General features: G+C 68.2%; 22 protein-coding genes and 2 pseudogenes. 12 read left to right on the forward strand and 12 right to left on the reverse strand.

All coding sequences use genetic code 11. The features are described from left to right. The first annotated feature begins 40 nt into the window (after nucleotides 1-40). The 8 genes and pseudogenes from ABC728_RS10165 to ABC728_RS10200 all read left to right on the forward strand — a co-directional run bounded on the left by ABC728_RS10165 (nucleotide 41) and on the right by ABC728_RS10200 (nucleotide 6,443). A pseudogene (locus ABC728_RS10165) lies at nucleotides 41-1,304 on the forward strand (IS256 family transposase). Nucleotides 1,305-1,433: 129 nt separating this feature from the next. Next, nucleotides 1,434-1,706: a hypothetical protein gene (locus tag ABC728_RS10170; RefSeq protein ID WP_416621687.1), complete on the forward strand. Its 273-nt coding sequence runs from the start codon at nucleotides 1,434-1,436 to the stop codon at nucleotides 1,704-1,706. 243 nt (nucleotides 1,707-1,949) lie between these two features. After that, nucleotides 1,950-2,717, forward strand: a complete 768-nt coding sequence (locus ABC728_RS10175; protein WP_416621688.1) for an SDR family NAD(P)-dependent oxidoreductase — start codon at nucleotides 1,950-1,952, stop codon at nucleotides 2,715-2,717. Further along, nucleotides 2,714-3,718: a thiamine pyrophosphate-dependent dehydrogenase E1 component subunit alpha gene (locus tag ABC728_RS10180; protein ID WP_416621689.1), complete on the forward strand. Its 1,005-nt coding sequence runs from the start codon at nucleotides 2,714-2,716 to the stop codon at nucleotides 3,716-3,718. Before ABC728_RS10175 ends, ABC728_RS10180 begins: the two co-directional genes overlap by 4 nt. Next, nucleotides 3,718-4,734, forward strand: coding sequence for an alpha-ketoacid dehydrogenase subunit beta (locus ABC728_RS10185; RefSeq protein WP_416621725.1), 1,017 nt, complete (start codon nucleotides 3,718-3,720; stop codon nucleotides 4,732-4,734). Before ABC728_RS10180 ends, ABC728_RS10185 begins: the two co-directional genes overlap by 1 nt. Further along, nucleotides 4,731-4,967 carry a lipoyl domain-containing protein gene (locus ABC728_RS10190; RefSeq protein WP_416621690.1) on the forward strand — a complete coding sequence of 79 codons (237 nt, stop codon included), beginning with the start codon at nucleotides 4,731-4,733 and terminating at the stop codon, nucleotides 4,965-4,967. Before ABC728_RS10185 ends, ABC728_RS10190 begins: the two co-directional genes overlap by 4 nt. Continuing rightward, nucleotides 4,964-5,707 (forward strand): 2-oxo acid dehydrogenase subunit E2, encoded by a 744-nt coding sequence (locus ABC728_RS10195; RefSeq protein ID WP_416621691.1) that lies wholly within the window; start codon nucleotides 4,964-4,966, stop codon nucleotides 5,705-5,707. The genes ABC728_RS10190 and ABC728_RS10195 overlap by 4 nt, the downstream gene beginning before the upstream one ends. Then, complete coding sequence (locus tag ABC728_RS10200) at nucleotides 5,676-6,443, forward strand: lipoate--protein ligase family protein (protein ID WP_416621692.1); 768 nt, start codon at nucleotides 5,676-5,678, stop codon at nucleotides 6,441-6,443. Before ABC728_RS10195 ends, ABC728_RS10200 begins: the two co-directional genes overlap by 32 nt. On the opposite strand, the gene ABC728_RS10205 is transcribed toward ABC728_RS10200, so the two are convergent. The 8 genes from ABC728_RS10205 to ABC728_RS10240 all read right to left on the reverse strand — a co-directional run bounded on the left by ABC728_RS10205 (nucleotide 6,434) and on the right by ABC728_RS10240 (nucleotide 12,520). Then, nucleotides 6,434-6,736 carry a hypothetical protein gene (locus ABC728_RS10205; protein WP_416621693.1) on the reverse strand — a complete coding sequence of 101 codons (303 nt, stop codon included), beginning with the start codon at nucleotides 6,734-6,736 and terminating at the stop codon, nucleotides 6,434-6,436. The genes ABC728_RS10200 and ABC728_RS10205 overlap by 10 nt on opposite strands. After that, nucleotides 6,736-7,221 (reverse strand): M15 family metallopeptidase, encoded by a 486-nt coding sequence (locus ABC728_RS10210; RefSeq protein ID WP_416621694.1) that lies wholly within the window; start codon nucleotides 7,219-7,221, stop codon nucleotides 6,736-6,738. Before ABC728_RS10210 ends, ABC728_RS10205 begins: the two co-directional genes overlap by 1 nt. Further along, complete coding sequence (locus tag ABC728_RS10215) at nucleotides 7,218-7,346, reverse strand: hypothetical protein (RefSeq protein WP_416621695.1); 129 nt, start codon at nucleotides 7,344-7,346, stop codon at nucleotides 7,218-7,220. The genes ABC728_RS10210 and ABC728_RS10215 overlap by 4 nt, the downstream gene beginning before the upstream one ends. 7 nt (nucleotides 7,347-7,353) lie before the next feature. Further along, complete coding sequence (locus ABC728_RS10220; RefSeq protein ID WP_416621696.1) at nucleotides 7,354-7,809, reverse strand: hypothetical protein; 456 nt, start codon at nucleotides 7,807-7,809, stop codon at nucleotides 7,354-7,356. 324 nt (nucleotides 7,810-8,133) lie between these two features. After that, nucleotides 8,134-9,198, reverse strand: a complete 1,065-nt coding sequence (locus ABC728_RS10225) for a replication initiation protein (RefSeq protein WP_416621697.1) — start codon at nucleotides 9,196-9,198, stop codon at nucleotides 8,134-8,136. A 1,074-nt stretch (nucleotides 9,199-10,272) separates the two neighbouring features. Beyond that, nucleotides 10,273-11,208, reverse strand: coding sequence for a ParB/RepB/Spo0J family partition protein (locus ABC728_RS10230; RefSeq protein ID WP_416621698.1), 936 nt, complete (start codon nucleotides 11,206-11,208; stop codon nucleotides 10,273-10,275). Continuing rightward, complete coding sequence (locus ABC728_RS10235; RefSeq protein ID WP_416621699.1) at nucleotides 11,198-12,151, reverse strand: AAA family ATPase; 954 nt, start codon at nucleotides 12,149-12,151, stop codon at nucleotides 11,198-11,200. Before ABC728_RS10235 ends, ABC728_RS10230 begins: the two co-directional genes overlap by 11 nt. A 165-nt stretch (nucleotides 12,152-12,316) precedes the next feature. Then, entirely contained in the window at nucleotides 12,317-12,520 is a 204-nt protein-coding gene (locus ABC728_RS10240; RefSeq protein ID WP_416621700.1) for a YgaP family membrane protein, read from the reverse strand. 576 nt (nucleotides 12,521-13,096) lie between these two features. On the opposite strand from ABC728_RS10240, the gene ABC728_RS10245 reads away from it, so the two are divergent. The 4 genes from ABC728_RS10245 (at nucleotide 13,097) to ABC728_RS10260 (ending at nucleotide 18,260) form a co-directional block, all read left to right on the forward strand. Next, nucleotides 13,097-13,444, forward strand: coding sequence for a rhodanese-like domain-containing protein (locus ABC728_RS10245; protein WP_416621701.1), 348 nt, complete (start codon nucleotides 13,097-13,099; stop codon nucleotides 13,442-13,444). Nucleotides 13,445-13,460: 16 nt separating this feature from the next. Further along, entirely contained in the window at nucleotides 13,461-14,624 is a 1,164-nt protein-coding gene (locus tag ABC728_RS10250) for an efflux RND transporter periplasmic adaptor subunit (protein WP_416621702.1), read from the forward strand. After that, nucleotides 14,621-17,893, forward strand: coding sequence for an efflux RND transporter permease subunit (locus ABC728_RS10255; RefSeq protein WP_416621703.1), 3,273 nt, complete (start codon nucleotides 14,621-14,623; stop codon nucleotides 17,891-17,893). Before ABC728_RS10250 ends, ABC728_RS10255 begins: the two co-directional genes overlap by 4 nt. 70 nt (nucleotides 17,894-17,963) lie before the next feature. Then, nucleotides 17,964-18,260 (forward strand): ArsR/SmtB family transcription factor, encoded by a 297-nt coding sequence (locus tag ABC728_RS10260; protein ID WP_445376451.1) that lies wholly within the window; start codon nucleotides 17,964-17,966, stop codon nucleotides 18,258-18,260. A gap of 61 nt (nucleotides 18,261-18,321) precedes the next feature. Here the strand turns inward: ABC728_RS10260 and xylE are convergent. The 4 genes and pseudogenes from xylE to ABC728_RS10280 form a co-directional block, all read right to left on the reverse strand. After that, nucleotides 18,322-19,845: pseudogene (gene xylE / locus ABC728_RS10265) on the reverse strand (D-xylose transporter XylE); the annotation flags it as partial. A gap of 60 nt (nucleotides 19,846-19,905) precedes the next feature. Further along, nucleotides 19,906-21,693 carry an IlvD/Edd family dehydratase gene (locus ABC728_RS10270; protein ID WP_416621705.1) on the reverse strand — a complete coding sequence of 596 codons (1,788 nt, stop codon included), beginning with the start codon at nucleotides 21,691-21,693 and terminating at the stop codon, nucleotides 19,906-19,908. Next, on the reverse strand, nucleotides 21,690-22,571 hold the full coding sequence (locus ABC728_RS10275) for an SMP-30/gluconolactonase/LRE family protein (protein ID WP_416621706.1): 882 nt from the start codon (nucleotides 22,569-22,571) through the stop codon (nucleotides 21,690-21,692). Before ABC728_RS10275 ends, ABC728_RS10270 begins: the two co-directional genes overlap by 4 nt. Continuing rightward, complete coding sequence (locus ABC728_RS10280) at nucleotides 22,568-23,335, reverse strand: SDR family NAD(P)-dependent oxidoreductase (RefSeq protein WP_416621707.1); 768 nt, start codon at nucleotides 23,333-23,335, stop codon at nucleotides 22,568-22,570. Before ABC728_RS10280 ends, ABC728_RS10275 begins: the two co-directional genes overlap by 4 nt. Nucleotides 23,336-23,340 lie beyond the last annotated feature (5 nt).

Genomic DNA, 23,340 nt, shown 5'->3' on the forward strand with positions numbered 1-23,340 from the left:
CAGTTCAGGTGGGCCATAGTGATGCGAAAGGAGCTTCACGATGGCACGACGCAAGGACCCGATTATCCCCGATACTCTTCTGGACCAGTTGCTGGCCAGCGGCGATGCGAAAGCGGCGTTTGACCAGAACGGCCTGCTTGACCAGCTAAAGAAGGCGCTGGCGGAACGTGTATTGAAGGCGGAGATGGAGCACCATCTGGCCGGGGACGAGAGCGGCAACCGCCGCAACGGCTACGGCCGCAAGACGGTGCTGACGGATACGGGGTCGGTGGACCTGTCGGTCCCGCGCGATCGGGCCTCGACCTTCGATCCGCAGCTGATCGGCAAGTACCAGCGCCGGTTTCCCGGGTTCGACGAGAGCGAAGAGTATCAGAAAACGATCCAGTGGATCGTTTTCCCGATGAGCCATCTCGATGTACGCGCGGGGCATGTCGACGCGGGAAATCACCGGCCATCTGCGGGAACTGTACGGGATCGAGGTGTCGGCGGACCTGATCTCAGCGGTGACGGACGCGGTTCTGGATGAGGTGGCGGCCTGGCAGACCCGGCCGCTGGAAGCGGTCTATCCCCTGGTTTTCCTGGACGCGCTGCGGGTCAAGATCAGGGACGAAAGTCTGGTGCGCAACAAGGCGATCCACATCGCCATCGGCGTGCGGGTGGACGGCACCAAGGAGGTGCTGGGCCTGTGGATCGAGCAGAACGAGGGGGCGAAATTCTGGCTGCGGGTTCTGAACGAGCTGAAAAACCGGGGCGTGGAGGACATCCTGCTGGCCGTGGTTGACGGGCTGAAGGGCTTCCCGGAAGCCATCGCCGCCGCCTTCCCGGAGACGAGCGTGCAGACTTGCATCGTCCATCTGCTGCGCCACAGCATGGAATTCGCCTCCTGGAAGGATCGCAAACCGGTCGCTGCTGCGCTCAAGCAGGTTTACGACGCATTGGACGACACGGAAGCGGAGAAGGCCCTGACCGCATTCGAGCAAGGCCCCTGGGGCCAGAAATATGAGGCCATCGGCAAGGCCTGGCGCCGGGCCTGGCAGGAGGTCATCCCGTTCTTTGCCTTTCCGCGTGAGGTCAGGCGCATCCTCTATACGACAAATGCCATCGAGGCCCTGAATTCAAAGCTCCGACGCGCCGTCCGTGCCAGGGGGCATTTCCCCAATGACGAGGCTGCGCTGAAATTGCTGTTCCTGGTCTTGAACAGGGCCGAGAAAGAATGGAAGATGCCCGCACGTGAATGGACGGCAGCCAAAGCACAGATGGCCGTCCTGTTCGGCGACAGGTTCACAAAGGCGATGAACGCCTGATTTTCAAACCGCCCACCCGAGCACGGAATTCCTGATAGTCCCGATAGTCCGAAACTGCGCACCGCGGACCGCCTCGCCAATCTTGTCGCCCTGTTCTGCATCGTCAGCTGGCGAGTGCTCTGGACGACCATGGTCGCGCGCACATACCCCGACGACGATCCGACCACCGCCCTCACCAGAACCGAAATCGCCATCCTCGACAGGCTCGTCAGCGACACGGGCAATCGCGGCGCAAAACCGGGAACCCTCCAGCTCTACCTCACAAAGCTCGCGCGCCTGGGTGGATATCTCGCCAGAGCTTCCGACCCTCTGCCAGGCAACACCGTCGTCTGGCGCGGACTACGCCGCCTCGCCGACATCCAGATCGGCGCCGACCTGAACGTCGGGGCGAGTTGTGGGTAATCGCACGGCTCACCAGAAGCGTACAGATCAAATCCATGCTTTTACACTGGACAGACGCTTACAATTCGTCGTTCAGCCGGGTGGCTGCGGCCATGCGCCTGTCAAATCCCTGTTTCGGTCTCCCCCCCGGGGAACCGCCCCTGTTCCCTGACCGACAAACTATCCGCCCCTGCCCGACAAGCCGCCCCCCGCCCTTCTTGTCCATGATCCCCGCAACGAACAGCGGGGGAGGAACCAGAACCCATGGCGAGGCGACTGGACGGCAAGGTGGCGCTGGTCACCGGGGCCGCGCGCGGCATCGGGGCCGGCATCATGGCGGCGTTCCGGCAGGAAGGCGCCGTCACCTACGGCGCCGACCTGAACGGAACGGCGGCGGGCGATGAACGGTACCTGTGCCTGGACGTGCGGCGGGAGGCGGACTGGCAGGCGGCGGAGCGGCTGATCCGCGAACGGGAGGGCAGGCTGGACATCCTGGTCAACAATGCCGGGGTGGAACTGGTGCGGCCGCTGCCGGAAATATCGCTGGCGGACTGGCGCCATGTCATGGCGGTCAATGTCGAAGGGGTGTTCCTGGGCTGCCGCATCATGCAGCCCCTGCTGGCGGCATCGGGATCGGCGGCATCGACGGCCGCCATCATCAACATTTCCTCCATCGCCGGCATCGTCGGCTATCCCGATCAGGCCGCCTACAACACCTCCAAGGGGGCCGTGCGGCACCTGACCAAGAGCCTGGCCATCGAGTTCGCGGCCCATGGCCAGCCCATCCGCGTCAATTCCATCCATCCCGGCTGCATCCGCACGCCCATGCTGGAGGAGGCGGTCGAGGGCTGGACAAGGCAGGGCCTGCTGAACCGCGACGATCCCTGGAAGGATGTCGGCGCCATGTGCCCCATGAACAAGGTGGGCGGCCCGGCCGACATCGCCATGGGCGCCGTCTATCTGGCGTCCGACGAGGCGGGGTTCGTCACGGGGATCGAACTGGTGATCGATGGCGGATGGGTGGCACGATGAACGACACGGGCAGCAACAACCACCACCGGCTCTGGATGTATGAGCAGATGGTGAAAAGCCGGCATTTCGAGGATCTGATCAAGCCGGCCTATCTGGAGGGCAAGAAGCCCCTGTTCAACATGGCCAAGGGGCCCATTCCCGGCGAGATGCACCTGTCCGACGGGCAGGAGCCCTGTGCCGTGGGTGTCTGCGCCCATCTGCGCCCGACCGACACGGTCACCGCCACCCACCGGCCCCATCATGTGGCGATATCCAAGGGCGTGGACCTGGACGCCATGGCGGCGGAGATTTTCGGCCGGGAAACGGGCCTGTCCGGCGGGCGCGGCGGGCATATGCATCTGTTCGACAAGGATGTCAATTTCTGCTGTTCGGGCATCATCGGCCAGGGGCTGGGCCCGGCGGTGGGGGCGGCCATGGCGGCGAAGCTGCGCGGGCGCGACGATGTGGCCATCGCCTTCCTGGGCGACGGCGCCGCCAACCAGGGCGCCTTCCACGAGGCGCTGAACCTGGCGGCCGTCTGGAAGGCGCCGGTGGTCTTCGTGATCGAGGATAACCGGTACGGCATCTCGGTCCCCAAGGCCGACTGCACCGCCGTGGCGCGCAATGCCGACCGCGCCGCCGCCTATGGCATGCCCGGCATCCATGTGCCCGGCAACGACCCCGACCTTGTGCATCAGGCGGCCGGGCAGGCCATCGCGCGGGCGCGGGCCGGCGAGGGGCCCAGCCTGATCGAGATCGAGACGACAAGGCTGGAGGGCCATTTCATGGGTGATGCCGAGGGATACCGCCCGCCCGGCGAGGTGGCGCTGCTGCGCGAACAGGACCCGATCCCCGCCTATCGCCGCCGGCTGCTGGCCGACGGGTTCGAGGCGGGCGAACTGGACGCGCTGGAAACGGCAGCGCGGCTGGCCGTGGAACGGGCCTTCGCCCATGCCCGCGCCGCGTCTCTGCCGGGACCGGAGCAGGCCTTCCTTCAGGTTTTTGTGGAAAGGGCCGTGTGATGCAGGCAACCCAGACGATGCGCAAGCTGACCATCGCCAAGGCCATGGCCGAGGCGATCGGCCAGGAAATGGCGCGCGACCCCGATGTGCTGGTCATGGGGGAGGATATCGGCCGCCTGGGCGGCGTGTTCGGCAATACCGCCGGCCTGCTGGACCGGTTCGGCGCCGACCGCGTGCGCGACACGCCGATATCGGAAACGGGCTTCATCGGGGCCGCCGTGGGCATGGCGGCGGCGGGCCTGAAGCCCGTGGTGGAACTGATGTTCGTGGATTTCTTCGGCGTCTGCATGGATGCCATCTACAATCTGGCCGCCAAGCAGAGCTATTTCAGCGGCGGGCGGGTGGCCTGTCCGATGGTGCTGATGACCTCCGTCGGGGGCGGCTATGGCGATGCCGGACAGCATTCGCAATGCCTTTACGCCACCTTCGGCCACCTGCCGGGGCTGAAGGTGGTGGTACCGTCCAACGCCTATGACGCCAAGGGCCTGATGCTGGCCGCCATCCGCGATCCCAACCCCGTGATCTTCATGTATCACAAGGCGCTGCAGGGGATGGGCTGGCTGGGCACCGTGCCCGGTTCCATCACCCGCGTGCCGGAAGCGGATTACGAGGTTCCCATCGGCCGGGCGGCGGTGCTGCGCGAGGGGACCGACATCACCCTGGTCGGGCTGGGCGTCACGGTGCATCACGCACTGGACGCCGCCCGCGCCCTGGAAGGGGACGGGGTGTCGGCAGAGGTGGTGGACCTGCGCACCATCGCCCCGCTGGACCGCGACACGATCCGCCGGTCGGTGGCGAAGACGGGCCGCCTGCTGGTCATCGATGATGATTACCGGAGCTGTGGCGTGGCGGGCGAGGTGATCGCCAGCGTCGCGGAGACCGGCGTGCCCCTGAAGGCGCCGCCGCGCCGGCTGGCCCATCCCGACATCCCCATCCCCTTTTCCCCGTCGCTGGAACATCACGTCCTGCCCGACGGGCAGAAGACCCTGGCCGCCGCACGCGAGGTCCTGTCATGAGCCCGACCCCCATCCTGATCCCAACTGGCCTGTGGGATGATGACAGTCCCGGCGTCATCTCCACCTGGCTGTTCGACCATGGCGACAAGGTGGCCGAAGGGGCCGTTGTCGCCGAACTGATGAACGAGAAGGTCGGTTTCGAGATCACCGCCCCGGCCGGCGGCACATTGTCGATCGAGATGCCGGCCGAGGCGGAAGTGGTGCAGGGCCAGCGCATCGGGGCCGTGGAATGACGCCCGCCGCCTCGACCCTTCCTGTCCCCTCCGCCTCCGCCTCCCTTTCCCCCTCCCCCTCCCCTTCCCTGTCCTCCATCGCACTGAAGGGCGTGCGCGGCGTGATCGCGGCGCGCATGATGGACAGCCTGCACCATTCGGCCCAACTGACCTACCATGCCGAAGCCGACATTTCGGCCCTGCTGGACCAGCGCCGGGAATGGAAGCAGGCAGGGCTGAAGATCAGCGTGGAGGATTGCGTCATCCATGCGCTGGCCCGCGTGCTGGCGGCCTTCCCCGCCTTCAACGGCGTGCTGGAGGATGGATTATTCACGCCATCGGCCGGGCTGGATCTGTCCGTCGCCATCACCACGCCGGGCGGCCTGATGACGCCCGTGCTGCGCGGCGCCTCCACCCTGTCGCTGGCGGGGATCGCGGCGGCGCGGGCCGATCTGGTGGCGCGGGCCCAGGCCGGAAAGCTGGCCGTGTCGCAGATGAGGGGCGGCAGCTTCACCCTGTCCAATCTGGGCACCACGCGGGTGCGCTTCTTCACCCCCATCCTGAACCGGCCGCAGGTGGCGCTGCTGGGGCTGGGCCGGGTCGATCCCGTGCTGGTGCCCGACGGGGCCGGCGGCGGGCGCACCGTCCAGCGCCTGGGCCTGTCGCTGACGGCCGACCACCGGCTGCTGGACGGTTATCCCTGCGGTCAGTTCCTGGAAGGGCTTTGCCATGCTGTTGAGCGGTTCGAGGCGGCTGTCTGACCTGGCCTTCCTGGTCGTGGCGGGACTGGAACGGCATGTGGGCCGGCAGCATCTGGAACGGCCGGCGGCCGATGTGCAGATGCTGGTGGATGGCGACCTGTCGCTGCTGGCCCGTCTGATGGGGACCGGGCAGCCCGGCCTGCGCTGGCGCTGCTGGCAGAACCGGCATTGCCTGGTCGTGCCGCGCAACTGGTCGCGCCTGCCGGGCTTCCGCGATGCCGTGCTGGACTGCCCCCTGCCCGTGGCGCTGCGTGCATCGGGCGGCAGTGCCGTCACCCATGGGCCGCACATCCTGAATATCAGCCTGTGCTGGCTGGCCATGGCGGCCGATGGGGTGGGCATCCAGCAGGGCTATGCCCGCCTGACCGGCCCGATCCTGGCCACCCTGGCCGATATGGGCGTGGCGGCGGATCTGTCGCGCGTGGCGGGCGCCCATTGCGACGGCCATTGCAATCTGGTGCATGACGGTCGCAAACTGGCCGGCACGGCCGGGTTGATCCGCCCGGCCGGCGGGATGCGCGGCCTGCTGCTGCATGCCAGCCTGACACTGGCATCGCTGGATGGCGACCTGGACATCATCATGGGGTTTGAACGGCGGATGGGCCGCGTGGCCGATTACCGCCCCGATGCGCATGTGTCACTGTCGGCCGCCCTGCGCGGCGACACCCTGTCCGCCTTGCCGGCCCCGGCCGAGAGGCGGGACCGGGCGGACAGGGGGACGGCCCGTCACGGATGATCGGGCGCAGGCGGGTGGCCGGCATGGGGTGCGCCCCGGCGCAGGGCCAGCCAGCCGCCGACCCGTTCCGCCGATGCCCCGGTCAGGTAGAGCCCGACGGCCAGCACCATCATGTCGGCCCCCGTCTCCACCAGCCGCAGCCCCATCGCCTCGCCCAGCGGCAGGGCGATGCCGGCGGCCAGTGTGGCGGCACCGGCCAGGAACAGGGCCGCGGTGGTCCCGAAGCGGCGGGCCGGCCAGGGGGGCGTGTCGGGCAGCAGGGGCGGTACGGGCTGCAGGGGCGGCCGGCGCATCAGGCCGCCGCACGGCCGGCCGCGGCGGGCACCGGCAGTTCGAAATGCGGCCCGTCCAGAAAGGGGCGGCCCCCCGCGGCACGGCGGCGGTCGGCATAGGCCTGCGACACGGCCTCGGGATCGGCATCGCCCGTGTCGGTCAGCGCCACATCCCACGCCCCGCCCCAGCGCAGCGGCACCTGTTCCAGCCGCCCGGCCTGACGCATGGCCGCCGCCACGCGATGGACCAGCGGCCAGTCCCAGCGCAGGGCGCCGCCCACCCAGGGCGCCAGATCCACGGCATGGCCCGTGATATGGCGGCTGGCCATCGTCCGGCTGGCCCCGGCGGCCAGCAATTCGCGTTGCCGCGCCACCGTGCGCCGCCCTTCCACGACGCTGAAATCCACGGCGCTGACGGTGATGGCGCGTTTTACGACACGCACCAGATCGGGATGCACGCCTTCCAGGCGCGACAGGCTGGTCCGGCCCAGGATGAACATGGTCATTTCTCCTTCAGGGGTTCGGGGTTGGCGGGGTCGGACAGGGCATCCCGCATCAGGCCCGCCACGCGGTCCAGCCGGTCCCGGCAATCGGCCCCCGCATCGGCCAGCGCCAGGATGTAGCGGGCCACCGCCCGGTCATCCGCCGCGGCCGGCGGCGGCGCGGGTTCCGGCCGGCAAGCCAGCAGGGCCGGCGGCACCGTCACCGGTTCCAGCCGGATTGCCGTCACCGGCGGGGCCGGCCCGCCGGCGCAGGCCGTCAAGCACAGCAGCCACAGCGGCGCTGTCCGCACAGGCATGTGTCGCAGGCGCATTCTCCACCCTCCGCTCTATGGCCATGGATGCGTGCATCCGTTCCCGTTCCGCGGCGGCGGCGGCCGTGACGGCCGCCAGGTCGCGCCCGGCCCGCCGGGCCATGGCCTCCACCGCCTGGGCATTGCGCGCCGCCGTTTCCCGCGCCAGGGCCGCCTCCAGCCGCGCACCCTCCAGTGCCCGTCCGCGGCCATGCCAGGACCAGCCCGCCAGCAGCAGGCCGGACAGCGCCACCAGGGCCAGCCACCGGCCGGACAGCAGCGAACCCAGCACCCCGATCATGCCCACAGGTGCCGCCCCGGCATGCGGTGCGGGTGGAAAACAGGCCAGCCCATGCGCGTCTCTCCCTGGTGTGATGCCGGGGTCGGAAAATCCTGACCCCGGCATCCGCGCCGACGGGCGCGGATGCCGCCCATGCCGCCGATGTCTGCAAAAAATCCTGACATGTCAGGATTTGCAGGCACCCGGATGCACGCACACGCCAAGACGCCCCGGTCCCTTCATGGGGAACCGGGGCGTCTGCCGATCGGATGCGGTTGATGATGGATCAGGAATATAGGAATATTATCCCTTCTGTCAAGCGGAAACGGCCGGCAGGCTGCTGCCCTACCCTTCCCCCTCGGCCGCGGTCCGGGGCAGCCGCACGCGCAGCCGCTCCTCCTCCACGATGACCTCGGCCAGGGCCGGCACCCATTTCTTCAGGTTTTCCTTGGCCGTGGCGGCGGCCGGCAGGGTCATGCCCAGTTGCTCGGCCCGGCGGGCCCAGTCCATGCGCTTGGACACGTCGGCCCCCTCCAGGAAGCGCAGTGCGGCCTCTGCCTTCAGTGCGAAGGCCCCATCCTCCTTGGCGGCGCGGCGTTCGCCCCGGCGCTGTGCCTTGGGCTTGGCGATCTCCTTCACGGCGCGTTCGGCATCGTCGGCATTCTTGCGCCAGATGCGGAAAACACAACCGACCACGCGCCCGCCACCACGGCCGCCGCCCTGCCGGATCTCGTGCAGGGTGGCCGTGAACTCGCCCAGCCGGCTGATCTCCTCCAGCGCGGGGTCGAGCGCGTATTTGCGCAGGTCCTTCCAGTCCTTCAGCTTGTCCAGGCAGCCCAGGACGCCGCGCAGCTCCTCCACCTTGGCCTGCCAATAGGGTTCAGCCGCGTTGCGGTCGGCATAGCGTTTCAGCACCTCGTACAGGGTCAGGGCATATTTGCTGTCGAACTCGTAGATGATGCGCAGGGACAGGTAGGAATAAAGCGCGGGCTCGCGCAGCCGCTCGGACACCCAGCTATGGAAGGTGTAGGTCAGGGTCCCACCCTCGATCCGGCAGGGCCCCAGCAATTGCGCGCTCTCCCACCCGGCCGTGCCGTCGGAGCGCAGATAGTTGAACTGGCACAGGACCTTCTGCAGGGTTTCGATGCTGGCCTTCAGGCGGGTATTGTTGACATCGGCCGTGCCGTCCCGCACCTCCGCCGCGAACCGGCGGATGGAAGCCAGCTCGATCGAATGGCTTTCCACACGGCCCAGATTCTCGTACGCATGGGCCAGCAGGTGGTTGAACAGCCGCCGGTCGGCCAGCGTCAGGTCGGCATCGGCCTTGATCTCCACCGCGCCCGTGGCCTTCACGAGCGTGAGCGGGGTCTTGCGGGCCGCCGGGCCGGGGCTGGGTGGTTTCGCTGCCATGGCGGAATTGTAGGTCGGAGCCGGGGGGCCAGCAACTCCGAATTGCCGGCCCGGCCCCTGGCCAGACCTCCCGTTCGTCTCTGGCCAAACCTCCCGTTCACCCCTGGCAAAACCTCCGGGAAGGGCTGGCAAAACCTCCCGGCAACTGTCAGCAAGTATATGGAATTGCTGGCGGATTTCGCCCTTAGGAATCTTGTTAGGAATCAAAGGAGTCAAAGGAAAGGGCGCAAGGAAGGGGGATTCGGAGAAATAGCCAGGGTTCGATTGCTGCGTTTTTCCCGAACATCGCAGCCCCCATTCGGAGTTTTGGCCAGCATTCAGCCGGGTTTCCCCCCGTCGGCAGCACCGGGCAGGTTCCATCCGGCGTCGAAGGACCCCGAATCGGGCCGGACCGAGCGCCCGGCATTCGGAGATTGCGCCAGGGGCGCGGCGGAACGGGCCTTCTTGGCCATTCGCGATGCATGCGGAATCCCCCATGGACATTTCCCCCATTCGGAGTTTTGGCCAGCCCCCGAAAAACCCCAGCGAATCCGCGCCTTCCAGACCGGTCGATTCGGAGTTGTCGACAGGGGGGTCTGTGCATTCGGAGAAATGGCCAGGGCACATCCATTCGGAGTTTTGGCCAGTCCACATCAACCCGCGATGCCGGTCGCAATACAGGAATTCTGGCTGGTGATTGACGGTTTGTGGGATCATCCTCATGACTCCGCACTATAAAAGGATTTTCATCCTATACTAGGCGAAGTCGAATGGCAATCTTCTTCACGCATGGCTTCCTGACACCGGCGGATCAACGGCGAGATGCGCGCATTGGGCAGGGTTTGGGCACGGGGCAGCGTGTGGACACCGCCGGCCGGAACCCTGCGGGGACGCAGGGGCGGTGACGACCGCCGGGCGGATGGCATGCCCCTGCTGCCCCCTCCCCTTCCTCCCCTTCCCCTTCCCTTCCTCCCCGTTCCCCTCCCCCTTCCTTGCACAGCCTGCCGTGCCTCTCCCCGGCTTCCCTCTGTGGGGTGGTTTCGCCCCGCCCTGCGCTCCCGATCCTGCGGGCCTGTTCAGCCCGCGATGGCTTGGCTATTCCCCCAGCACGTCATTCAGATGGTCGCGCAGTTCCCGCAGGCGGATACGCTGGGGATCGGACAGGACGGCGCGCACAGGGGCGACGGGGGGAAGGGTCAGGCTGGTGCGGATCAGGCGGCCCAGATAATCCAGGGCGGCAGCGCGCTCGCCCATGGCATCGGCCCGGGCACCGGCCGGGCTGCGCGCATCCTCCGGCCGGCCGGCCGCGCGGGCCGGGGGGCGTGCGGCGCGGATGGCCCGCTCCCCCGCCCCCGCCCGGACCTGTTCCCACAGGCGGCGCTGTTGGGCCGGGTCCTCCTCCCGCGCGATCTGCAGCAGGATGGTGCGGGGCGGTACGTCGCCCCCCTTCTCCATATCGGCCAGCAGGTCGGCCGGCAGGGTCAGGATGCGCAGCGTCTCGTTCACGCGCACCCGGCTGCGACCCAGCAGATCGGCGGCCTGCCCCTGGCTGTAGCCATGGGTCTGCATCAACGCCTGGATGCCGCGCGCCTCTTCCAGCGGGGTCAGATCGACGCGCTGGATATTCTCGATCAGCGCGATTTCGGCCGGGTCGCCATCCACCACGATGGCGCGGATGCGGTCGCGCCCGGCCAGCCGGCTGGCCCGCCAGCGGCGCTCCCCGGCCACGATGTCATAGCTGGCCCCCTCCCCGTCCCCTTCGCCTTCGCCTTCGCGGCGGCGTACCAGGATGGGTTGCAGCACGCCGCGCGCCGCGATGGACGCCGCCAGGGCCTGCAGCTCCCCTTCGTCGAAATGCCGGCGCGGCTGGTCGGCGCGGGGATGCAGCCGGTCCAGGTCCACCTCGAACATCTGCCGGAAATCGGCGCTGCGCTGGAAATGCGCGCTGGTCCCCTGCGGGGCCGCCGCGGTGCCGGCGGAAACCTTCACGGTCTGGTTCAGCGGGCTTTTGGGGTTGGCCTTAAGCTTCATGGCCGATCTCCTCCGCCAGGTTCAGGTAACCCTGCACGACGGGATTGTCGCGGGGCAGGGCGCGCACGGCGACCACGCCATTATAGACGGCCTGGTCCATCTGGGTCGTCTTGCGGATCGGCTCGAACACCCGCACGCTGTCGCTGTAGGTGGCCAGCAATTGCTGCAACGTGGCCTGCTGCACCGACGTGTTGGCCTCGAACCGGTTGGGCAGGATGCCCAGCACGTTCAGTTCCGGGTTCTCATAGATCCGGATCTGATCGATGGTGCGCAGCAGCAGCGGCACCCCGGGCACGTCCAGCGGGGCCGGAACCACGGGGATCAGGATGTCGGTGGCCGCCACCAGCGCATTGCGCGTCAGTACGCCCAGATGCGGCGGCGTGTCGATGATGATCTCGTCATAGCCCTGTCTGACGTCAGACAGGGCACGGGCCAGCCGCTTTTCCGGCCCCGGTTTCGACAGGACCGACACTTCGAATTCCGCCAGGGAAATGTCACTGGGCGCGATGTCGATGCCGGCCACGGCCACGATGATGGAGGCAAGCGGCCGCCGTTCGTCCAGCACGGCACCCAGCACGGCGCCGTCGGCCATGCAGCGTTCCAGATCGACGCCGGCGGCCAGGGTCACGCTGGCCTGCGGGTCGGCATCGACCAGCAGCACGCGCTTGCCCATCATGGCGAAGGCATGGGCCAGGTTCAGCGCTGTGGAGGATTTGGTCTGGCCGCCCTTCTGGTTGGCGATGGCGATGATGCGGGCCCGCGTGCGTGTGCCGCGCCGCATGAAATCGGCCACCGGGTCGGGCACGGCTTCCCTGCCGTTTTCCCAGCGGCTGACCTTCGCCTTGTCATAGGAACGGCCCAGCCGGCCATTCAGCAGGGCGGCGAAATCCTCCTGCGACAATCCACGCTTGCGGCGGTAGGCCTTCAGCAAATCCCCTTGCATGCGCCCTTCTCCTTGGCCCCGGCATCTTCCTATCAGGTGCCGCAGGGCGGGGGCCCTGTCAAGCCAAGGTTGATGGAAAAGCATCAACATTGACCCTTCCGCCCCCCCTGTCTGACGTCAGACAGGAGGGGCGGAGCAGGGTGCAGGCGGGGGGCGGGGGCTGGATCAGCGGAAGGCGCAACCGGCCGGCAGGCCCAGCCGGCGGAAGAGGATGGCCGCGGGACAGAAGCCCGTGAACCCGGCCTGCAACAGGTTCAGCCCGATGAACAGGGTCAGCAGCAGCCAGGCGGGACCGATGAACCAGGCCAGTGCCACGCTGACCAGGACCATGACCCCGGCGAAGGACAGGACGGCCTTGTCGACATTCATGATGATGTTCCTTGTGTTGTTATGGGAAGCGCCGCAGCGGCGGTCGCCGCCGGACCCACTTGCGATGAGTTCTACTCATCGCAAGTGGGTATAAGTTCTCTGCGTTCTCAGCATGGTTTGTGTTCATTGCGTCACCCCGGCCCCGGCATCGATCAGGCGGACATCCCGGCGCGCGATAAGGGGAAGAGGGATGGACTCTATTCCAGATTGTTCATTTTAACGGAAAACACCAATAAGGTTGTTTGGCGGAAGCCACGTCCGGGTGCGCTGACCGGCAAGGGTCAGCCGGTCCTGCGGTTGCGCTCGGGCCGGCAAATCATGGACCATCATGCTTCCTCCTCCCTGACGCCGCCCCCTTTTGCCGGGGCCTGTTGCCAGACGGGTGGCCAGGCGGTGTCAGATGGAGAACGTCCGACTGGTCGGTTGGATGGTGCAGGATATGTATATTCGTATCTATGAAGATATTGAATATTTGCCGCCCCGGCATGTGCGCAGGTCATATGTCCCTGGATTGACGAGCAGGGTGCCGCAGCGTTACCTTCAAATATGCGAATATAATAAGGCAAGGAAGAAGCCATGCCCGTCGACCTGTCCCCCGCCACCGTTGACGGCCTGCTGGCCGACCGGGCCATCCTGCTGGTGGATGTGCGTGAGCCGCAGGAATATGCGGCCGTGCGCATCCATGGCGCGCTGTTGCTGCCATTGTCCAGCTTCGATCCGCTGGCCCTGCCGCCGGCGGATCGGGTGCGCGTCATGTTCCATTGCGGGTCGGGCAAGCGGTCGGCCATGGCCGTGGCGCGCTGCCGACAGGCCGGGCTGGACCATGGCGAACATATGGCCGGCGGGATCCAGGCCTGGATCGCCGCGGGCCTGCCCACGGTGACGCTGGACCCGGCCAGCGGCGGCGTGATCGACCGGCGTTGAGCGGGGAGGGGGCACGATGCGTATCCGCCTGTACCGGCCTTCGGCCGCACCGCCGGTCCCGCTGCCCATTCCCGCCCTGTCAAGGCCAGTGGCGCCCCTGCTGCTGGCCCTGGCGCTGATGGCGGGAACGGCACCGCCGGGCCGGGCCGTACAGCCCGAGGCCGTCCCGCCAGCGGGCCAGAGGGTGACGCCGGCACAGGCGCCGGCGCCGCCAGCGGGACGGGATGATTTCACGGTCGTCGTGCGGCCACTGCCCGACGAGAAGGCGGTCTTCGCCACGGTGGAAAGCGTGAACCGGGTGCCGGCCCGCGTGCGCACGGGCGGCACGATCACGGGCCTCTCGGTGCGTGAGGGCGATGCCGTCACGGCGGGCCAGGTGATCGCCACCATCGGTGACCAGAAGCTGGCCTTGCAGCAGGGCGCGCAGGAGGCCCAGATTGCCGCCGCCCGTGCCCAGGTGGAACAGGCCCGCACCGATCTGGACCGGGCGGAGGAACTGGCCCGCAACGGCTATGTCACGCGCCAGCGGTTGGACGAGCTGCGCACGGCTGCCAATGTCGCGGCCAATGCCCTGAAGGCCCGGCTGGCCGAGCGCGCCGTGCTGGGCCAGCAGATGAACGAAGGCCAGGTCCTGTCCCCCGCGGCCGGCCGGGTGCTGAGCGTGCCCGTCACGCCCGGCACGGTGATGATGCCGGGGGAGGTGGTGGCCCTGATCGCGCAGCGTGACTATGTCCTGCGCCTGTCGGTGCCCGAGCGCCATGCCGCCCATCTGAAGCCGGGCGACCCCGTGCGCCTGGACGGGGAGGACCTGCTGCCCGCCCCGGCTGCTGCCACCGGTGCCCATGCCGGCGCGACCGGGCAGGGGGCCATCACCCTGGTCTATCCGCAGATCACCGATGGCCGGGTGCAGGCCGATGCAAGCGTGGCGGGGCTGGGTGACTACAATGTGGGCCAGCGGGTGCGCGTCTGGGTTCCGGCCGGGGAACGGCCGACCCTGGTCGTGCCGGCCGCCCGGCTGACCACGCGCTTTGGGCTGGATTATGCCCATCTGCGCCGGCAGGGCGGCCAGGTGGTGGCGGTGCCGGTCCAGCGCGGCCAGCCCCGGCCGCTGCCCGGCCTGCCGGACGGGGTGGAGATCCTGTCCGGCCTTTCCGACGGTGACATCCTGGTGCAGCCATGAGACCCGGCCTTTCAGGGCATCTGACACGGGCGACCATCCGGTCGCCGCTGACGCCGCTGTTCCTGCTGGCGGCGTTTGTCGCGGGGCTGATCGCGCTGGCCCTGATCCCGCGGGAGGAGGAGCCGCAGATCAGCGTGCCCATGGTCGACATCCTGGTCGCGGCCGACGGGCTGCGCGCCGCCGACGCGGCCGAGCTGGTCACCCGTCCGCTGGAGGCCCTGGTCAAGGGTGTCAACGGCGTCGATCATGTCTATAGCCAGACGGAGGATGACCGCGTCATGGTGACGGCGCGGTTCCGGGTGGGCACGTCGGAGGATGACGCCATCCTGCGCATCCATGCCAAGGTGCGCGCCCATCTGGACGAGATCCCCACGGGCATTCCCGAGCCGCTGATCGTGGGCCGCGGCATCAATGACGTGGCCATCGTCACCCTGACCCTGTCACCACGGCCCGACCTGGCCGACCGCTGGACCGCCAGCGACCTGGGCAACCTGGCCGAAAAGCTGCGCGGCGAACTGGTGAAGGTGCCCGATATCGGTCCCACCTATCTGTCAGGACGGGTGCGGGCGCAGTTGCGGGTGGAGCCGGACCCCGAACGGCTGGCCCTTTACGGCATCACGCTGGAACAATTGACGGCCAAGCTGGCCGGGGCCAACCGGTCCTTCCTGGCCGGGCGGCTGCTGGATGGCGGGCGCAGTGTCACGGTGGCGGCAGGCCAGACCCTGACGGGTCTGCCCGATATCGGCCTTCTGCTGATCGGCAGCCGGGACGGCCGCCCGGTCTATGTCCGCGATGTGGCCGACATCGTGCTGGACGGCACGCCGGTGGAGCAATCGGCCTGGGCCATGGTGCGGGCACCCGGGGAAGGGGTGCGGGCACCCGGGGAAGGAGTGCGGGCGGCGGCGGATGGCGGGCAGGGGGATTGGGTGCGCGTGCCGGCCGTCACGGTGGCGCTGGCCAAGCGTGCCGGCGCCAATGCCGTCACCGTGGCCGACGCCATCCTGAACCGGGTGGACGGGCTGCGCGGCCGCCTGATCCCCGACGGGGTGCAGGTGGAGGTGACGCGCGATTACGGCGCCACCGCCGCGGAAAAGGCCGACGAGCTGCTGTTCCATCTGGGTCTGGCCACCCTGTCCATCGTGGCGCTGATCTGGTGGGCCATCGGCCGGCGAGAGGCGCTGGTGGTGCTGGTGGTCATTCCCGTCACCATCCTGATGACGCTGTTTTCGGCCCATCTCATGGGCTACACGGTGAACAGGGTCAGCCTGTTCGCCCTGATCTTCGCCATCGGCATCCTGGTCGATGATGCCATCGTGGTGGTGGAGAACATTGCCCGCCACTGGGCCATGCGCGACGGGCGCGACCGGCTGACCGCCGCGGTGCAGGCTGTGGCGGAGGTGGGCAACCCCACCATCGTGGCCACGCTGACCGTCATCGCCGCCCTGCTGCCCATGCTGTTCGTGTCGGGCATGATGGGGCCCTACATGGCGCCCATCCCCGTCAATGCGTCGGCTGCCATGCTGTTCAGCTTCTTCGCGGCCATGGTGCTGGCGCCCTGGCTGATGCTGAAGCTGACGCCGGCGGCCCGGGGGGAGAGTGAAGGCCCAGACCATGCGGGTGGGCATGATGGCGGTGCGCTGGGGCGGCTTTACCGCCGCGTTGCGACGCCGCTTCTGTCCTCCCGCCGCAATGCCGGGCTTTTCCTGGCCCTGGTGGGCGTCGCCACGCTGGCGGCCCTGGGCCTGTTCGCCACGAAAGGCGTGACGGTCAAGCTGCTGCCGTTCGACAACAAGTCGGAACTGTCCATCGAACTGAACCTGCCGCGCGGCGCCAGCCTGGCCGATACCGAGCGGCTGCTGTTCCAGGCGGCGGAAATCGCCGGCACCCTGCCGGAGGTGCGATCGGCCCAGATCTATGCCGGCACCGCGGCGCCGTTCAATTTCAACGGCCTGGTGCGGCACAGCTTTCTGCGGGCCAGCCCCGACCGTGGCGATGTACAGGTGAACCTGGCGCCCAAGGGCGACCGGGATCGCGCCTCCCACGCCGTGGCGCTGGACCTGCGGCGGCGGCTGCTGGCCGGGCTGGTGCTGCCGCCGGGTGCGGTGCTGAAGGTGGTGGAGGTGCCGCCCGGCCCGCCCGTGCTGGCCACCCTGCTGGCGGAGATCTATGGCCCCGACGCCGCCACCCGCCGCGCCGTGGCGCAGGAGGTGCGCCGGCTGTTCGCCACCATCCCCTTCATCACCGATATCGACGACAGTTTCGGCACCCCCCAGCCGCGCCTGCGCCTGTCCATCGACCAGGACCGGCTGGAATTTCTGGGCGTGGAGCAATCGGCCGTGCATGACGCCATCCGGTCCGTGCTGGGCACGACGCCCGTCGGCTATTCCCACCGCGGCGGGGGGCGGCTGCCGCTGGATATCAGCGTGGCGCTGCCGCTGGATGCGCGGGCCTGGACGGCGCGGCTGGCCGCCACGCCCGTGCCGGCCAACGCCATTCCCGGTTCCGCCCGCGTCGTGGAACTGGGCGAGCTGGTCCGTGTCACGCGGGAAGAAGGGTCGCCCGTGCTGTTCCGCCGCGACGGCTATTTCACCGACATGGTCACGGCCGAACTGGCGGGCCGGTTCGAGGCGCCGATCTATGGCATGGGTGCGGTGGCCGATGCCATCGCGGCCCATGATTGGGGAGAGCTTCCCCGGCCCGTGATCCGGCTGGCCGGACAGCCGGCCGATGAAAGCGTGCCCACCCTGCTGTGGGATGGGGAATGGGAGGTCACCTATGTCACCTTCCGCGACATGGGGGCCGCCTTCGGTGTGGCCATCCTGGCCATCTATGTGCTGGTGGTGGCCCAGTTCGGCAGTTTCCGCCTGCCGCTGGTCATCCTGACGCCGATCCCGCTGACGCTGATCGGCATCATGGCCGGGCATTGGCTGCTGGGGGCCGCCTTCACGGCCACCTCCATGATCGGGTTCATCGCGCTGGCCGGCATCATCGTGCGCAATTCCATCCTGCTGGTGGATTTCATCCGCCACGGGGCGGGGCAGGGGCACAGAATGCGCCAGGTGCTGCTGGAAGCCGGGGCCGTGCGGTTCAAGCCCATCCTGCTGACGGCGCTGGCCGCCATGATCGGTGCGGCGACCATCCTGACCGACCCCATCTTCCAGGGGCTGGCCGTTTCCCTGCTGTTCGGGCTGGCATCATCGACGCTGCTGACGGTGCTGGTGATCCCTGCCATCTATATCGTGCTGCGCGACGGGGACAGGGTTGTGTGACATGAAGGCGGCCGATGCCATTGACGGGTTGTGCGATCCCTTCTATGTGAGAGGGATGAACCTCGTGGATATGCAAGCCAGTGCCGATCGCGCGGTGGACCTGCTGAAGGCGCTTGGCAACCGCAACCGGCTGATGATCCTTTGCCAGCTTCTGGCCGGCGAAAGGTCGGTCGGCGACCTGGCGCAGAGCATCGGCATGCGTGACACGGCCGTGTCGCAGCAACTGGCCCTGCTGCGCAAGGATGGTCTGGTCCGCGCCCGGCGCGACGGGCAGACCATCTTCTATTCCCTGGCCAGTGCGGAGGCCGAACAGGTCATCCGCACCCTGTACGACATCTATTGCCCGCCGGAAACGGTGCCGGCCTGATCCGCCGCATGGCAGGCGGGAAAGCGTTTCCCCGCCTGCCATGCCCCCTCCCTGGCTGTTCCTATTCCGCCGGCCGGGGTGCCGTGGTGGTGGCCGATGCGGGGCGGGTCCACAGGGTCTGGATGGCCTCCAGTGACTTTCCCTTGGTTTCCGGCACGAAACGCCAGACGAACAGGCCGGCCAGGATCGACATGGCGCCATAGACCCAGTAGGCGAAGCCGTGATTGAACAGGGCGTTCAGGGTCGCGTTCTCGTCCACCACCTTGAAGGACCAGGAAACGGCCAGGTTGGCGATCCATTGCGCCGTCACGGCGATGGCCATGGCCTTGCCCTTGATGGCGTTGGGGAATATCTCCGACAGCAGCACCCAGGTGACCGGTCCCCAGGACAGGGCGAAGCCGCCGATATAGATGATCATCATCAGCAGCGGCAGCAGGCCCACCGTGTGCGTGGCGAACAGCGTGCCCAGCACCAGCATGGACCCGGCCATGATCCAGGCCCCCCACATCATCAGCGGCCGGCGGCCCCAGCGGTCCACCGTGAAGATGGCCACCAGCGTGAAGGCGACATTGGCGGCACCCACGATGATGGTCTGCAACAGCGCGCTGTCGGTGCTGGCCCCCATGTTCTGGAACATCAGCGGGGCATAATAGAGGACGGCGTTGATGCCCACGAATTGCTGGAACACCGACAGAAGGATGCCGACCAGCACGACCAGCCCGCCGAAGCTGAACAGCGGACCGTGGCGCACGATCAGGCTGGCTTCGATCTCGCGCAGGGTGGCGCGGGTATCATCGACATTGCCCAGCCGGTTCAGCACGGCCAGCGCCTCGTCGTCGCGCCGCTGCATGACCAGCCAGCGCGGCGTGTCCGGGGCGCCCAGCAGCAGCAGCAGGAACAGGGTGGCGGGCACCGCCTCCGATGCGAACATGTAGCGCCAGCCCGTGGCGAACAGCCATTCCTGATCGCCCTGGCCCGCGATGGACCAGTTCACGAAATAGACGAACACCATGCCGCCCACGATGGCCATCTGGTTGAAGGAAACCAGCTTGCCGCGCTGGGCCGGCGGCGCGATTTCCGCGATATAGAGCGGGGAGAGCATGGAGGCGATGCCCACGCCGATGCCGCCGATGACACGGTAGATGTTGAACGGTACCAGCGCGTCCGCCCCCATGGCGCCGATCGGCCCCAGGCCGAATTCCGGCCAGGCCGACCCCAGCGACGACAGCAGGAACAAGGACGCGGCCAGCAGCAGCCCGCGCTTGCGCCCGAACCGGTCCGCCACCCAGCCCGCGACCATGCCGCCGATGATGCAGCCCCACAGGGCCGAGGCGATGGTGAATCCCGACAGCGACGAGGCGGCCGTGGGCGACAGGTTCAGCGGATGGATGAAATTGGCGTCGATGGCGCCGATGGCGCCGGAGATGACCGCCGTGTCGTACCCGAACAGCAGGCCGCCCAGGGTGGCGATCAGTGTCAGGCCGATGGTCAATGGCGTGGCTTTTTGTGACATGGGTGTCGCCTCCCTGACGACGCTGTCCCCGGCTTTGGGGTTCTTGGGGATTGCCGGTTGGGAAAAGGGTGGCGTGCGGCTTCTTTCCTGTTCGTGCCGGCCGCTGCGCCATCGCTTGTTCGTTGGGTGTCCTCAATGGTTGTGGCGGGGCGTCTCCTCCGCCACGGCGCGATATTTCACGGCCATTTCCAGGCAGCCGCCGCTGTCGAGCTGGCCGACATGGTCGCGGTAAAGCTCCTGCCACGGCGTTTTCGATGCCGGGATGGGCGGGGCCGGTTCCGTGGCCCGGCGGCGGGCCTGCTCCGCCGGCGGGACCAGCATGTCGCAGGTGCCGGCATTCAGGTCGAGCCGGATCACATCGCCCGTGCGCAGCAGCGCCAGCCCGCCGCCGGCCGCCGATTCCGGGCTGGCATTCAGGATGGACGGGCTGTCCGACGTGCCCGACTGCCGCCCGTCACCGATGGTGGGCAGCGAGCGGATGCCCTGTTTCAGCAGCGCGTCGGGCGGCTGCATGTTCACCACCTCCGCGGAGCCGGGAAAGCCCAGCGGGCCGGCCCCGCGCACCACCAGGATGGTGTCGGCATCGATGCCAAGGGCGGGATCGTTGATGCGTGCATGGTAATCGTCCGGCCCGTCGAACACCACGGCCCGCCCCTCATAGATCCCTTCATGTCCCGGCCGCGACAGATAGCGGCGGCGGAACTCGTCGGAGATGACGGATGTCTTCATGATGGCGAAATCGAACAGGTTGCCCTTCAGCACCAGGAAGCCGGCCCGGTGCAGCAGCGGCCGGTCATGGGGCAGGATGACCTCCCGGTCGGTCGCCTCCCGGCCCTGGATGTTGGCCGCCACGCTGCGGCCCGTGACGGTCAGGCAGCCCGTGTCGATGCGGCCCGCGGCCGCCAGCTCGCACAGCACGGCCGGCACGCCGCCGGCCCGGTGGAACCGTTCCCCCAGATACTTGCCGGCCGGCTGCATGTTGACCAGCAGCGGCACGTCATAGCCGTGATGGCGCCAGTCATCATGCGTGATCTCCACCCCGGCATGCCGGGCCATGGCCACGATATGCGGCTGGGCGTTGGTCGACCCGCCGATGGCGGCCGTGGCCACGATGGCGTTCAGGAAGGATTGCCGCGTCAGGATCCTCGACGGGCGCAGATCCTCGTGCGCCATCTCCACGATGCGGCGCCCCGTCTCATAGGCCATCTGCCCGCGCTCGCGGTAGGGGGCGGGGATGGCGGCGCAGCCGGGCAGGGACAGGCCCAGCACCTCGGCGATGGCGTTCATGGTGCTGGCCGTGCCCATCGTGTTGCAATGGCCGGCCGATGGCGCCGACGCGGCGGCCAGGTCCAGGAACTGTTCCTCGGTGATCTCCCCGGCACCCAGGCGCCGCCGCCCCTTCCAGATGACGGTGCCGGACCCGACCAGCTCCCCCTCGAACCAGCCATCCAGCATGGGGCCGCCCGACAGGACGATGGCGGGGATATCCACCGTGGATGCCGCCATGACGCCCGACGGCGTGGTCTTGTCGCAGCCCGTGGTCAGCACCACGGCGTCGATGGGATAGCCGTGCAGGATTTCCACCAGCCCCAGATAGGCCAGGTTGCGGTCCAGCGCCGCCGTGGGCCGGCGGCAATTCTCGAAAATGGGATGCACGGGAAATTCGAACGGGATGCCGCCGGCATCGCGGATGCCGTCGCGCACCCGCCGGGCCAGATCGACATGGATGCGGTTGCAGGGCGACAGGTCGGACCCGGTCTGCGCGATGCCGATGATAGGCTTGCCCGACCGCAATTCCTGCGGCGTCAGCCCGTAATTCATGAAGCGTTCCAGATAGAGCGCCGTCATGTCCGCCCGGCCCGGCGCATCGAACCAGTCGCGGGAACGGAAGCGGCGGGGGGCGGGCTTGCCGTCGGTCATGCGCGCACCTTTGCGGGGGGCAGGCCCGGCACGGGGCTTTGGAAGGTGAACAGGCCGCCGGCCAGCTTCTGTTCGGCGCGCTCCTGCACCGACAGGCCCTTGGCCGCCGTGGTGGCGTAAACGGTGCGCAGGTCCGGCCCGCCGAAGGCCAGCTTCGTGATGTTGGCCACCGGGAACGGCACGCTGCCCAGAAGCGTGCCATCGGGGGCGTAGCGGCGGATGGACCAGCCGCAGAACAGTCCCGTCCATACACAGCCTTCCGCATCCACGGCCAGGCCGTCGGGATATCCCGCCCCCGCCTCGATCCGCGCGAAGGGGCGGCGGTTGGAAAGGCTGCCATCGGGCTGGATGTCGGCGGCGTGGATGGTCTGCGCCACCGTGTCGGTATGATAGAGGATACGGCCGTCCGGGCTGGTGGCCGGGCCGTTGGTGATGCAGATGCCGTCCAGCACGCGCGCCGGCGCGCCGCCCGACCAATGGTAGAAGGCGCCCGTCGCCGCCTCCTCGGCGTCATCCATGCTGCCGAACCACAACCGGCCCTGTGCGTCGCAGAAACCGTCATTCAATCTGTTGCCGGAACGATCTTCCTCGACCCCCGCCAGCCGGGTGAATGACCCTGTTCCGGGATCGAAATGATAAAGCCCGTGGGGCATGCCCACCACCAGCCCGCCGCCGGCGCGCGGCAGCGCGAAGCCCGGCTGATCGGGTGCCTCCCAGCTTTGCCGCGCGCCCGTGGCCGGGTGCAGGCGGTGGATGCGCCGCTGCTTGATATCGGTGAACCACAGGCAGGCCGCATCGGCGTCCCAGCAGGGACCCTCGCCCAGCGTGGCGCCCAGGTCCCAGGCGCAATCCGGACGGATGAAGGAAAGATCGGTCATCGCCACCCCGCATCGACGAAATATTCATGGCCGGTACACAGGCGTGCATCGTCCGAAGCCAGGAATAACACCATCGCGGCGATGTCGCGCGGTTCCACGCGCTGCTTCAGGCATTGCTGGCCCAGCATCCGCGCCTCTTCCTCCGGATTGTGCCACAGGCGCATCTGGCGGGGGGTCTTCACCCCGCCGGGCACGACGCAGTTGACGCGGATATTGTCGCCGCCCAGATCGCGGGCCAGCGCGCGGGTCATCCCCTCGATCCCCGCCTTGGCCGTCTGGTACAGCGCGATGTCGGGCAGGGCCAGATGCCAGGAGATGGACCCCAGATTGATGACCGACCCGCCACCGCCCGCCTTCATCGGCCCGATCACGGCCTGGGTGGCGAAGAACAGGTGGCGCAGGTTCACGGCCATGCGGTCATCCCAATAGGCGGGGGTCACCTCTTCCACCTTGTGCCGGTCGTCGTTGGCGGCATTGTTGACCAGCACGTCGATCCCGCCCTCTGCCGCGATGACGCCGTCGATGGCGGCCTTCAGCGCGTCCAGGTCGGTCAGGTCGCAGCGGGTGAAGCGCGGGGCCGGGTCGGCGCCGCCCGCGGCCAGACTGTCGGCCAGGGCGGCACTGTCCGCCGCGGCCAGGTCCAGGAAATGCACGCGCGCCCCCTGGCGCACGAAGCCTTCCACCAGGCCGGCCCCGATCCCGGAACCGCCGCCGGTGATCAGGACACGCTTGGAGCGCAGGCTGGGATAAATCGCATGGGTCATGATTG

Source organism: Niveispirillum fermenti, from assembly GCF_052474395.1.